We start from the raw sequence: 12,873 nt of genomic DNA, 5'->3' as shown, positions 1-12,873 counted from the left end.
TATAGTTTTAGTTACAAATCTTCTGAAATCTGAATGTCAAAAATATGATATTGAAATACTTATCGTATCCCCAATCCCCATCAGCCCAGTCGTTAGATAAGGCACTCCATTGAGAAATGAGCAAAGAAACAGAAACTAGTGTTAAATCTGAAATAATTACTCAGCAAAAGATTGTCTGTTTCTCTCATCAGGTAGACACTTGGCGGAGTTTAGCAACTACTAAATGGAGTAAGCACAGTTTCAGTTTTCAGTGTGGCTTACTAATTCTGCCTGCGATCTGGATTTTAACTGCAAATGAACTGAAAGCTACAGCGAATATTTTTACACCAGACGCGGCTAAAAATAGCAGTCAGCCAGAGTTACAAATAGTACAGGAAACAGAACCTACCCTGACAACTAAGCCCAATCAAACCGAACCGAATCCACAACCAGAAACACCACAACGCATTCGGGTTCGCAAAATCCAGGTTGTAGGTAGCACAGTTTTTAATGAAAATGACTTTAATCCAGTAGTAAAACCCTTTGAAGAACGAGATTTAACTTTAGAAGAAATCAGACAAGCCGCAGATGCTATTACCCAGCTTTACCTAAATAAAGGCTATATAAATTCCAGAGCAGTTCCAGACACTAAACAATCTACGAGTACCGCAGATGGTGTTGTAGTAATTCGGGTGTTGGAAGGGCGTTTGACAGAGATTAATATCGAAGGTACGCGGCGATTAAACCCATCTTATATTCGTAGTCGCATCCAATTGGGTGCTGGTATCCCTCTCAATACTGGTAAGCTCGAAGAACAACTAAAATTGTTGCGACTCGATCCCCTATTTACCAATGTAGAAGCGCGTCTGCGTCCGACGGGCAAAGTTGGTCAAAGTGTTCTCATTGTGAGAGTTGAAGAGGCAAACCCTTTAACTGGTAGCTTGGGCGTAGATAATTACTCGCCTCCCAGTATTGGAGCGGAAAGATTGGGTGTTGAGTTGCGCGATCGCAATTTAACTGGTATGGGAGATGAATTAGCAGGCTCCTATTACCATACACTCTCTGGTGGTTCCGATGCCTTTGATTTTAGCTATCAGATTCCCGTGAACGCCATGAATGGCAAAGTGCAGATTCGAGCGGCATTGAATCGTAACAAAATCACTGAGCCACCCTTTAACGCCTTTGGTATTCGGGCAAACCAGGATCTTTATGAAATCAATTATCGTCAACCATTAATGCGATCGCCTAAAGAAGAATTTGCCTTATCTTTAGGATTTACCTATCAAGATGGTCAAACTTTCCTGTTTGATAACCTGGCAACTCCCTTTGGCATTGGGCCTGATGCTAATGGTGTGAGCCGTACCAGTGTAATTAAATTTGGTCAAGATTATATCAAGCGCGAACCTCAAGGAGCTTGGTTTTTGCGATCGCAATTTAACTTTGGCATTAATATATTAGATGCAACTATCAACAATGACCCCATACCCGATGGTCGCTTTTTTAGTTGGCTAGGTCAAGCCCAGCGCGTACAGCAACTTAGCAACGATCATTTATTGCTCATTCAAGCAGACTTGCAGCTGACACCAGATAGCCTTTTACCGTCCCAGCAATTTGTCATTGGCGGCGGACAATCTGTAAGGGGATATCGTCAAAATATCCGTTCTGGGGATAATGGATTTCGGGTAGCGATCGAAGATCGGTTTACAGTCCAGCGTAATGAAGCTGGATTATCTACAATTCAACTTGCACCATTTGTAGATATGGGAGCCGTCTGGAATCAGTCTAATAATCCTAATCAGCTACCCAATCAAACTTTTTTAGTGGGCGCAGGCTTAGGATTCTTGTGGAATCAGGCATTGGGAATTGATAATCTCTTTATGCGCCTCGATTACGGATTTCCATTCATCGATCTGAGCGATCGTGGTAATAACGCTCAAGATGATGGCTTTTACTTTAGTCTTCGCTATCAACCCTAATAATTTTGCCTGCACCGTACTTATTATGCTAAATTCACAACTTCTAAAAGAGAATAGGGAACTCTTAAGGCACTGATAAAGAAAAAATAATTAACTCTTGTGGGGTGGGCATCTTGCCCGCCCTATAGACTGGGCGGGCAAGATGCCATTAGTGTCAACTTAAGGTTAAAACCCATTTGTCAACGATGGGTTTTGTTAGGAACAAAGTATAAAAGTGAACCTGTCATGACTTTTATACGCAAGCCGGGAGTGATGCTAATAAACAAAGCATTAATAGTCCCTGAAAAAGTTCGTTTTTTGTCCCTTTCAAACCAAGCTTTTAAGCATAAATGCTTATTGACATAATTAGTTTGAGCTTAACTTGATACCTATGGCAAGATGCCCACCCCACAATATTAGATAATTTAGCCCCTACACCCCTAATGAAGCCTTCTTCACCATATTGATTAGTGTTTTCCGTAAGCAAAATGTTATTTTACTTACTAAAAATGCTATTTTGCTTTTGATTTCAGTATTTTCCACAGTTAACTACCTTTCTCTCCTGCGTTAACTTAATCTTTAAACCTAAGAATATTCACTTTTTCTGGAATTTAAATTTTCAGGTGTGTATTTACACACAGATCAAAATTAAGTCTATAACTTTAACAAAGAATTACAGGAGTAAACTTATGACAGAATCTAACTCGCAAGACAAAAACAACTTTCTCTATCCTCGTAGTCGGTATTATGGTAAATTTCAGCCAGGAAATTTAGTGTTCAATGCTAACCTCCAAGAATTTGCCCAAAAAATTACTTACATAACTTGCTTAGAAACAGGGGGGAAACTGTCTCAGGATGAAGCTTATGAACAAATTAAAGCACTATGGAAACAGTTGAAACACAGTAAAAAGCAACTGGCTATTATTAGTGAAAATAAAGAAGTTTAAAATAATGGGCATTGGAAAGAGGTAGAGGGAAAAGAGGTAATTTTATGATTCTCCCTCATCACTTTTAGGAATAAGAATTAAATAACATACAATTTATGTCCCTGGCTTACCTCACCCTGAATCCCTCTCCGATATATTGGAGAGGGAAGCTAGAGATAGGGTGAAGTTTTGCATCTTATTTAATAATCCATATTCCTTACCAAGTTAATTACCTTCTACCAAAGTCCAGAAATAGCCATCTGGTGAGACAAAAGAGAAACTCGTCTCGCCAAATTCATTACTAATAATGTCTGTAACTTTTTGTGCAGTACTCGCCTTGATGCGATCGCTATATTCCTGTATTCCCTTAACCCGATAGGTATATAAAGACATACCCAAGCTACCTGGTTGGGCTGCCTCAAAGCGCGATTCTAAATCAATGGATTCTGGGAATCGGATCGCATAAAGTCTACCGCTACGTGTAGCCATGAGGTCAGACTGAGAAGAACGAGGATCGTCAAAGGTAGTGACAATAAACTTTTCACCAGGATTAAGGTCAAAAATATCTTTACCGGCTGGCGAAGATTCATAGCTAGTTTCGACACCATCCCGCACACGCAGCAAACCCAAAACTTCTTCATAAAACTTCAGGGTTTCTTTGCTGTCATCTTGAACAATAATCCCCATGTGCGTAAATTGACTAGTCTTGAGAGGTGCATTCTGGTTAACTTGTCCGTAATGCGGTAGTGTATAACCAAACCGTTGAAACAAAACTTGTCTAGCTAAGGGTTGCAGCAACAGCATTTCTCGCACACCAACTGCTGGCTCAATAAAAGGACGGCTTTTCCTCTGTTTGTTGTAGATGACTTCCCAATAAGGGTTAGAGTACCTAATAGGGAAACCTGCTGCTTTTGCATCCTCTATATGATTTAAAATACTCAAGACATCCGCAGTTAAACTTGTTGCCCAACGATTTCCTTTAATTTTCATTGACGCAATTCCCAAACCTTCATGGGTGGGATTTTGCCAAACCATCAGCCGAATCAAACCATGATCTGCATTTTGGTGGTAGAGGCGAATTGAGCGTAAAGACGAATTCACCCCATATAATTGATGGGCTACATCTGCGATTAATTCACCCACTTCACCAATGCGATAGCCAAATTGCTCCCAATACTGAATTGCAGAAATTGGCTCTGGGATGCCGATGCAGACTTCATAGATACCTTCAATAGCGGTTTGTTGTTCGTGAGTCATAATCAGTGCTGAGTTAGGAATATAGACGCGATGAATCAGAGACGCTATAAATCAGAGACGCGATGAATCGCGTCTGTACAAGAGTATTGAGTAGAGACGCGATGAATCGCGTCTGTGTTTACAAAAGTATCTCAGAAAGAATCTGAAAAACAACAACCTTTTTTTGTAGCTTATGATGTACTTACAAAAGTGAGATATCTAATATATAAAGTTCCAAGTTCTTCTGATTACACGTAATTAGCGATCGCAATCAAATTTTTTTAACAGGAGTTAAGCTATGGCGCAACGACTGACTCAAGAGCAATTATCACAAATAGTCACAGAAGTACAAGGGTTGCAATTGCGTCGGGAAGCGGAACTAGACCAACAACAGGTGAGAGAAATTTTACAGGAGTTGAATTTACCGCCTGAGTTACTAGATGAAACGCTGATTCAGTTAAATCGCCGCCAAGCACTGGAGGTACAGCAACGCCGGAATCGCTGGATTACCTCTGGAGTCGTGGCAGTTGTAGTGGTTGTCATTGCATCTACAATATTTTTCATGCAGCAGCAAAATTCTGCACTTTCTCGTATTTCTGCTCAACAAGACCGCATCACTTTGGCACAAAATAGTAGCGAGAACTTAAAGACAATTTCCCGCCAAACTAATCCAGAAGTGTTGTATCGTGTCACCTTAAAGGATGCACCTTTGGGTAAAAAGCTGGCTCTCTCTTGTCATTGGATTGACCCAAGTGGTCAAATTGTCAAGCAAAATAACTATCAAACCCGCGAGATTAATACGTCTGTCTGGGATACACAGTGTCGCTACACTATTAACTCGGCTGCAACTGTTGGTAATTGGAAAGTGCAGATGTTCCTAGAAGGTCGGCAGATTAGCGATGAAACTTTTGAAGTTAAATAGTCCAGATGGGTATCCCGCATCACTTTCTTGGCTATTGGGGTTACGGCGCTCAACAGGAGTTGGAAGCGCTGTTAACTAGTGTTGTGAAAAACCTCGCCCCTAAAAGGGAAAAGGCTTTGAATTTTCCCATCTGGAATCTTGTTTATATAGAAATCGATGGAAATTCCAGAAGGCAACAAAATCAGGACTTACACGCTGAACACCTGAAATCTAGATCCCCCCTAGCCCCCCTTAAAAAGGGGGGAACCTTGAAAGCCCCCTTTTTAAGGGGGTTGGGGGATCTCTTCTGTGTAAGTTCTAAAAATCAAATTGCTGCTATCTCCGCATCAGGACTTTTAAATTCACCCGACGCTTGGGTAAGTCTCCAAGAAAACAACTGCCTAATTTTGGGAAGAGAACCTTTCGGAAAAGCGCCCTTGTATTGGACTCAGCAAGGACAAATAATCTGGTTTGCATCCCAACTGCAATTACTTTTACCGATTTTGCAACAGTCAGAAGTTAGCATTCCTGGGTTATATGGCTATAGCTGTTTTTCTTACGTTCCCACACCCTTAACTCCTATTAAAGAAGTGTTTGCGGTGACGGCGGGAACTGAATTAGTTTGGCAGAGCGATCGCCAATCAGGTATTCTGCAAACACCTGAATCTAAAAAAATCCACTCGTGGCGGGAAGCACCAGAACAGTTAACAGATGAAGCTACAGCAATTACTGAATTGCAAACTCTCCTCAAAGACTCCATTGAGCGACAAATTGCCGATTTAAACGATGAGCCTGTTGGGGTGTTTCTCTCTGGGGGACTCGATTCTTCAGTGGTGGCGGCGCTGCTGGTACAAGCAGGGGTGAAAGTCCGCGCTTACACTTTAGATTTTGGTAACGCAGGGATTCCAGAATATCCATACTCTGAACAAGTTGCCGAGTTTCTCAAAATTCCGCTAATTAAAGTTGCAGTAACCCCAAGTTCGATCGAGAATGCCTTAATTCCGACTGTGCAAGCATTAGATTTGCCCTTTGGAGATGGCGTGTGTGTGCCGTTGTATCTCCTGTCAGAGAGAGCGAGTCAGGAAACTCAGGTAATTTTTAATGGCGAAGGTGGAGATCAATTATTTGCCGGTTGGACGAACAAACCTTTAATTGCCGCAGGTGTTTATCAAGCAGAAAATCCCGCCGGACAGGAAACTTTTATCCAGCAATATCTCCGCACCTTTCACCGTCTTGGGGGATACGAATCTCAAGTTTATCAGTCGGAGGTTTATGCACAGATCCAAAATTTGCATCCCGAAGATTGGCTATTGGCAGCTTTAAATCGCAATGAGTGTCCATCTTTGCTACATCGCCTCCGCCGTGCTAGTTTGATGCTCAAAGGAGCGCAGAATATCCATCCCCGTGCGACTGCATTGGCGTTTGCTCATGGTTTGTGGGTGCGATCGCCTTTTTGTGATTTACCTCTGGCTGAATGGACATTCCGCCTCTCTGGAGAACTCTGTTTGCAGGGAGCTTGTGAAAAATATATCCTCAAACGGGCTGTAGAAAATTGGCTGCCATCCGAAATTGTCTGGCGACAAAAACGCGGTATGGGGGTTCCTTTAACTTCTTGGTGTTTAAATGATTTTTGGCATCAACTGGGTATCTGGCTCAATCCTGAGATACTTCGCGTTCACAATCACTTTTATCCTCACATTGCCACCCAAATCGTTGAAGGCAAACTAGGAGCAGCTATTCAAGGCCGTCGGATTGGTGAAACACTCTGGTTACTAATTATGTGGCAACTTTGGCGATCGCACGTTTTAAATGAAAAACAAAGTAAACATTCTTGGGATCATCCCTTTTGGTTAAATCGTTGGCTATGGAAAAATTACAAAATAATTCGTAATTCGTAAGTTAATGTATCAGGATTCTCAGTAAATGCTATCAAATAATTTAACTCAAAATTGTCTTACTCTCCCATTCTCCAGGGAAGTTGCTCAGGAGTTACTGAATAACTACGGTTCTCCGCTTTATGTTTATAATGGCGATCGCTTGGGCGAAACTATTAAGCGGATTAACAAAGCAGTCAGCTATCCGCGCACGCAATTTCGGTTTGCTAGCGTTACCAATGGCAACATTGCGCTGTTAAAAATTTTTCGTTCATTTGGGTGGGGACTTCACGCCAATACCCCAGGAGATATTTACCTGGGATTAGAAGCTGGTTTCGATCCTAGTGAGATTGTTTATAGCGGCAGTAATTTGAATCAAGCTGAGATGCTACAAGTCCTGAATTGGGGAATTACAACTCTCAATCTCGATAGCCTTGCTCAGTTGCAGTTGTGCTGCAAAGTTTTGCCTAAACACATAGAGAAATCGATTCGGCTGGGTTTACGGCTCAATTTGCCGGAAATTACCGGAGATAGCCGCATTGGTGTGCGTCCAGAGGAGTTTGGTGATGCGATCGCTATAACTGGTGAGGTGGGATTAAAGCTGAGTGGTTTACACTTCTATCGAGGTACGGGAACTAACGCTACAGCAGCTTTCACCGAGGTGATTGATACAGTAATCGCCACAGCCCAAAAGTTACCAGATTGGGAATATTTAGATTTTGGTGGTGGCTTTGGCTATCCATATCATCACAATAAAACAGCCTTTGACTGGGAAATATTTGGGGCTGAATTAACCGAGAGAATTACTCGTTTAGGACGGGACATTGATTTGGTAGTTGAACCGGAACGAAGTGCGATCGCCGGATGTGCCACATTGCTTGCTCAAGTTGTTTCTGTAAAATGGCAAGGAGAAAAACAGATTGTTGGAGTTGATACCACTGTTGCGAATCTTTCAGTACCCTCAGTACACGGCGGCTACCGAGAAATTATCACTTGGAAACAAGCAGACAATCCATTCACAACTGATATTTGTGGTAACACCACATATTCACGAGATTATCTGGGGAAAAATTGCCAACTCCCAGCACTAGAAATTGGTGATATCGTTGCCATTCTAGATGTTGGTGCTTATGGTTATGCGATGTCGTCTCACTTTTTACATCGCCCCAAACCTGCGGAAGTCTTGCTAGAAAATGACACACATCGCTTGATTCGTCGGCGGGAAGACTACAGTGTTTTATTAACAAATCAGGTGCTAGATAACTAACATCAAAAAAGCATTATGAAGTGTATTAACTGCGTAACTGATAATAAATTAAAAGACCGGACAGCTAATCAAGGTCGGTGTATAAAATGCAATCATCTGTTTGCCTTTGAGCCAACTAGTATGAGCAATATTAAGATAACCGATCCTTTTTTTGCAAAGGCGATCGCTGACATTTCTGCAAATAACACCTTGTTTTTTACACCCAAGCAACTGCTTTATTTTCTAGATAATCGTCTGAGGGCTAAATCATTTTCAGGATTTGGCTGGTTAATTCCATTTCTAATGATTAGCTTTTTTACAGCCATTCCTAGTTCTTTTATAGTTCCGTTTATTTTCAGTTTTATTCTTATTATAAATTTTTTTAAATCTAGTAAGTCTCGTAAACTCAATAACAAAGATCGCCAATCAAATGCCAAGGCTTTGCAAATTTTAGGAGGAATCATTCTTGCTGGAGGAATTTTATTTAGTATCAATGTGAATTCATTTACTATATTTGTTATTTTCGTTAGTATGGGGATGCTATCGATATACTTAGGAACTCGACAGTCAAGTAGAATCGAATTAGTAACACAAGAATTTTTATTTTCTGAATCTCAGGTTAAAGATTGGCTAAACCGTTGGCAGCAAATCAATGGTTCAATTCTCAAAATTCTTCCTTCACCAAAGCAGGAAAATACACCAGCCACGATTAATCCTGATGTAACAGCTTACAGTTTTGATAGATTAGTCATTTGTGATAGTGCTAGTATTGCTCAACTATTAATTGCTAACAATTTTCACTTTGAAAACAACTGTGCAATTCTCAGCATTACTGGATATCCTCAAAGCATTTTTGATACCACAATGCAAATGCTGCGCCGCAATCCCGATTTGAAAGTCTATGCAATACATGATTGCAATCCACGAGGAATTGGTTTAGTTCATCATTTGAAAACCAATGCTAATTGGTTTCTCAATAGTGAGATTGTGATTATTGATATTGGATTAACACCACGTCAAATTATCGCTACCAAACGTGGAATGTTTATTCAATCCTCTCCAGAGTCGGCGCAAGCAGCTAGACAATTGCCTGAAGAAATACGTCAAAAATTATCTGCTGAAGAATTAGTATGGTTAGAATCTGGAAGATTTGTGGAATTGGAATCTTTTACTCCCCAAAGAATAATTAAAGTTCTGCAAAAGGGTATTGCTGGCAGCCAAACTTTAGAAGGTGATGACAGTAGTTTGCTTTTAGTCGGCAATACAGGAAATGATATGTACGTTATTGAAAGTTTCGGTTAGTATTCTCAACTTAAGCTAGAAATAGCTTAACTGTTGGCTTCCATGCCCGCCCGGAAATAAATTTTCGGGCTAATAGCTTAAGTTTACTGAAGTAGACTGGAGACTTTTGGCGATATTTAGTCATCTTCAGATGACTTTAGCAATGAGACGGGAATTTCAATTCCCGGCGGATGAGCGGTGTCTACTTTTGCCCTGGCGAATAGAATGGTCAATTCTCAATGGGTTTGACCCCTCACCCCTAAAACCTTGGTTTGGCGTTGCTTTCCCGCCCTGAAATCAATTTCGGGCTAATAGCTCAAGTCCGTTGAAACGGACTCAAATCAGGGAAATCAAGAGCAATAGATAATGATGGGTTAGACCCCCTATTAATTTGCCAATAGTCTCATAAAATTTGCGGCTACACTGGCATTGTCCACCTCATCGGACTAAGGTCAAATCAAGGTTTTGAAACTCACGGGGGTGGGTTTTGTTTGTATTGACGCGGTTTCTAACCGCCCGTTTCGCGTTAAGTTGATACCTTTTTCTGGGAACGAGGCAATCTAAAAGCTAGTTATAGGCTTGCTTTCACGTTAATGACTAAATCGGCGGGCGGCTATTGCGGACACCGGATGGGATAGCCGCCGATTTTCGTTGACATTATCAAGATAAAATTGATACCATTTCAGGGTTTTAATTTTTGTGTTATACTTAAATAAACATTGCTATTATTAAAGAATTGAAATATAGCAATATGTTTTTCCTTTAACTAAGCAAATTCCTGGGCAAGGTTGGTATTAATTGAAAATTCAAGCGTTGGAAGTCAAGGCTGGCGATCGCATTATTGCTTACTGCAACAACAAAATGCAAACCTGCAAGGTAAAACGCATACTAGATCCCGGTCAAACTAATATCACACTATCAGTATTCACCTCTGAGAATTATCGTGGTTGCTCAGTTTCATCTATAGTTCGCTTTCATAGTAACGCTTTGGTTGATTTAGTAAGTTAAAAATCAAGTAAATATTCAATCTCAAAAATATTTCTAGTTCTTGTCCAGCTTGAAGCTGGACAAAATTTTTATAAGAAGAATTCAGAACTCAGGAGTCAGAATTCAGTATGAATTCTGTACGAGTGGGTGACGAATATCAGTTAAAATCGTACTTCTCTATGAGGTGCTACCGCTAGCAAGATCCCCATTGGGGCACTTCCCGGTACGCGCTTTCGCTCCTGGTAGGCGAAAAAAATTAAAATATTCTCGCCTTAAAACCCTATCCTTTTATGGGTAAAGTATTCTGAATTCCGAATTCTGACTCCTGTTTTATTAAAGGTGCGATACTTGCGGTTTTTGCTAGCCTACGCACAGAAAAATCGGTTAATTGCGGCTGGATGGTTTTCGCGCACTCACATTACATCAGTGCAGGCGACAATAATTTATAAAATTTTGAGAGAAAAAATGGGTAGTGCGATCGCTCAATAACCATCGTCTATGGTGAACGCATTACTAAAATATCACCCTTCGATTGATGTGGATGTTTTTTGTCAGTTCTTTTTCACATCACGAGCCATGTTGAGGTAGTAGTCGTCAAGCTTGGCATTAGGACGACGGCGGTTACTGGTAGAAATTTTACTAGTGTTATCTCGGTTCGTTTCAATTGGCTGTTTAGCGGCGGTTAGGTTTACACCTTGCACTTCATCAGATTCCAAGAAATAACCAGAACTAGTGAATCCGAAAAGCTTGGCAAAAAAACCAAATATATTTCCGACAAAATTAGAAAAACTTTGGAATAAAACACCAAACAAGCCTTCAACGCGAATGAAAAAGTTCCGAATAGCTTGAGTTAGACGAAGCATGACACCACCTTCAATGATTGCCTATCTATATATTGTGACTCAATTGCGATCGCAGAATTGGTGCTATGGCAAAAATCTACCAGTGGATAGGTATAGCTATTTCTTTTGTGGAGGTTATACAGAGCAAACTGCCAAAGATGGCAGAAGAATTAATATAGCCCTCAAACAAACAAGCGGGGAATGTAGTTGGATATCTGGGAGACGGGATTAACAATGTCTCTGCGCTTCATGCTGGCGATGTTAGCATCTCAGTCGAGAGTGCAGTCGATCTCGCTCAGGAAGCTGCTCTAAATTATTTTCAAGTTGCTGGGGTTAAAGGTTTTTCTTTCCCCTTTCCCCTTCTCCCCTTAACTGACAAGTATTGACTCCCTACTCCCCGCCTACGTATCTTTTCAAAAATCAAATACGATTCCTAATATGTCAATCCTAAATGATTCGTAAACTTCTTTATTCTTGTTTATTCCATTAGTGAAGTAAAATCCCAACCCAGTAGTTGAGCAACTTGAGCAGGGAGGGTAACTGGATTAAAGGGTTTGAGAATTACACCTGCAACTTGATACTTTTGCAAAATTTGCGAATCCAGCCATCGCGCTTTAGCACTTAGCAGCACTACAGGAATAGTTTTAGTTTCTGTATTGTTTCTGAGTTTATTCATAAACTCAAAACTAGCCATATCACGGATTGAGATATCCAATACAATCGCGTCAGGACTATGGTGTACTGCGTTCTGCAATCCTTCTGATGGAGAATCTGCTGTCAGCACATTCCAACCAGCTAAATCTTGGAGACAAAATTTTACTATCTCACGTACATTCAGTTCATCATCAATGAGCAATATCGTTTTGCCGGTTATATTTACCTCCCGTAGCATATCCATGTCATTTCATACAGCTTTCCTGTGAGAGAAAATATTTTTATCTGCAAACAAAAAATATAAATGATAAAAATAAAAAACTAATAAAGATATAGATTTTGTTACAAATCTTCAAAAACAGAATTCAGGAGTCAGGAGCCAGAATTCTGTGCGATCGCTGCATAAATAAACGGGTTCACGTCCCCTACTCATTGATTCTGATATAAAGTTCGGTTGAATACTTATCATTAAGACTGACGCGGAGAATTTTTTTAATAAGTGATTAGGCGAACATGATATGACACCTTCGCTCCTGAATTCTGACTTATGTTAGCGCAGTGGGGCGTAACCCATTCTGAATTCTTCTTCAAGAATTAATCGTCCCACCCCAAAATATTGGTAACTTCGTTGCAAATAGAGGTAGGTTCAAAGGGTTTGGTAATAATCCCAGCAATTCCCATTTGGGCGAAACGGGCGCGATCGCTCCCTTGGACTTTTGCTGTTAACAGAATCACTGGAATCCCTTGGGTTGCAGAATTTCCCTGAAGCTTTTCGTAGACTGCAAAGCCGTCAAGATCAGGCATAGAGACATCAAGTAGAATGGCATCAATGGGTTGTGTCTGGGCGATTTTCAGTCCTTCTTCTCCTGATGCAGCTGTCAGGGTGTCCCATCCTCCCAAGTCTTCTAAACAAGCTTGTACTAATTCGCGGATTCGTTCTTCATCATCCACAATTAACAATTTTTTTGTCATTTGTCATTTGTCATTGGTCA

At 40.7% G+C, this 12,873-nt stretch carries 14 protein-coding genes; 10 read left to right on the top strand and 4 right to left on the bottom strand.

Annotated elements, in window-relative coordinates:
• Nucleotides 1–116: 116 nt before the first annotated feature.
• On the top strand, nucleotides 117–1,955 hold the full coding sequence (locus V7L31_RS27235; protein ID WP_334699138.1) for a ShlB/FhaC/HecB family hemolysin secretion/activation protein: 1,839 nt from the start codon (nucleotides 117–119) through the stop codon (nucleotides 1,953–1,955).
• A 668-nt stretch (nucleotides 1,956–2,623) separates the two neighbouring features.
• On the top strand, nucleotides 2,624–2,881 hold the full coding sequence (locus tag V7L31_RS27230; protein WP_334699137.1) for a DUF7219 family protein: 258 nt from the start codon (nucleotides 2,624–2,626) through the stop codon (nucleotides 2,879–2,881).
• A gap of 204 nt (nucleotides 2,882–3,085) precedes the next feature.
• Here V7L31_RS27230 and V7L31_RS27225 read toward each other — a convergent pair whose 3' ends face one another.
• Nucleotides 3,086–4,117, bottom strand: a complete 1,032-nt coding sequence (locus V7L31_RS27225) for a VOC family protein (protein WP_334699136.1) — start codon at nucleotides 4,115–4,117, stop codon at nucleotides 3,086–3,088.
• A gap of 277 nt (nucleotides 4,118–4,394) precedes the next feature.
• Between V7L31_RS27225 and V7L31_RS27220 the strand changes: the two genes are divergently transcribed.
• From V7L31_RS27220 to V7L31_RS27190, 7 genes are all read left to right on the top strand, one after another.
• Entirely contained in the window at nucleotides 4,395–5,018 is a 624-nt protein-coding gene (locus V7L31_RS27220; RefSeq protein ID WP_334699135.1) for a DUF3859 domain-containing protein, read from the top strand.
• 5 nt (nucleotides 5,019–5,023) lie between these two features.
• Nucleotides 5,024–6,895, top strand: a complete 1,872-nt coding sequence (locus V7L31_RS27215; protein ID WP_334699134.1) for an asparagine synthetase B family protein — start codon at nucleotides 5,024–5,026, stop codon at nucleotides 6,893–6,895.
• Between the two features lie 25 nt (nucleotides 6,896–6,920).
• A complete protein-coding gene (locus V7L31_RS27210) occupies nucleotides 6,921–8,138 on the top strand; it encodes a diaminopimelate decarboxylase family protein (RefSeq protein WP_334699133.1) in 1,218 nt (405 codons plus the stop codon).
• A gap of 15 nt (nucleotides 8,139–8,153) precedes the next feature.
• The gene (locus tag V7L31_RS27205) at nucleotides 8,154–9,419 is read left to right on the top strand and encodes a hypothetical protein (protein ID WP_334699132.1); all 1,266 of its coding nucleotides are present in this window, start codon (nucleotides 8,154–8,156) and stop codon (nucleotides 9,417–9,419) included.
• 130 nt (nucleotides 9,420–9,549) lie between these two features.
• The gene (locus tag V7L31_RS27200; RefSeq protein ID WP_334699131.1) at nucleotides 9,550–9,693 is read left to right on the top strand and encodes a hypothetical protein; all 144 of its coding nucleotides are present in this window, start codon (nucleotides 9,550–9,552) and stop codon (nucleotides 9,691–9,693) included.
• 503 nt (nucleotides 9,694–10,196) lie between these two features.
• The gene (locus tag V7L31_RS27195) at nucleotides 10,197–10,406 is read left to right on the top strand and encodes a hypothetical protein (RefSeq protein WP_292846924.1); all 210 of its coding nucleotides are present in this window, start codon (nucleotides 10,197–10,199) and stop codon (nucleotides 10,404–10,406) included.
• A 327-nt stretch (nucleotides 10,407–10,733) separates the two neighbouring features.
• Entirely contained in the window at nucleotides 10,734–10,874 is a 141-nt protein-coding gene (locus tag V7L31_RS27190) for a hypothetical protein (RefSeq protein ID WP_334699130.1), read from the top strand.
• A 62-nt stretch (nucleotides 10,875–10,936) separates the two neighbouring features.
• On the opposite strand, the gene V7L31_RS27185 is transcribed toward V7L31_RS27190, so the two are convergent.
• Nucleotides 10,937–11,248: a threonine dehydratase gene (locus tag V7L31_RS27185; RefSeq protein WP_334699129.1), complete on the bottom strand. Its 312-nt coding sequence runs from the start codon at nucleotides 11,246–11,248 to the stop codon at nucleotides 10,937–10,939.
• Between V7L31_RS27185 and V7L31_RS27180 the strand changes: the two genes are divergently transcribed.
• Complete coding sequence (locus V7L31_RS27180) at nucleotides 11,247–11,459, top strand: hypothetical protein (RefSeq protein WP_334699128.1); 213 nt, start codon at nucleotides 11,247–11,249, stop codon at nucleotides 11,457–11,459. The genes V7L31_RS27185 and V7L31_RS27180 overlap by 2 nt on opposite strands.
• 246 nt (nucleotides 11,460–11,705) lie before the next feature.
• Here V7L31_RS27180 and V7L31_RS27175 read toward each other — a convergent pair whose 3' ends face one another.
• Nucleotides 11,706–12,125: a response regulator gene (locus V7L31_RS27175; RefSeq protein WP_334699127.1), complete on the bottom strand. Its 420-nt coding sequence runs from the start codon at nucleotides 12,123–12,125 to the stop codon at nucleotides 11,706–11,708.
• Between the two features lie 350 nt (nucleotides 12,126–12,475).
• A complete protein-coding gene (locus V7L31_RS27170; RefSeq protein WP_334699126.1) occupies nucleotides 12,476–12,853 on the bottom strand; it encodes a response regulator in 378 nt (125 codons plus the stop codon).
• Between the last annotated feature and the right edge of the window lie 20 nt (nucleotides 12,854–12,873).

Source organism: Nostoc sp. (genome assembly GCF_036916655.1).
Classification (GTDB): domain Bacteria; phylum Cyanobacteriota; class Cyanobacteriia; order Cyanobacteriales; family Nostocaceae; genus Nostoc.
The sequence above is the reverse complement of the archived record's forward strand: the minus strand, read 5'-3'. Positions and strand labels throughout refer to the sequence as shown.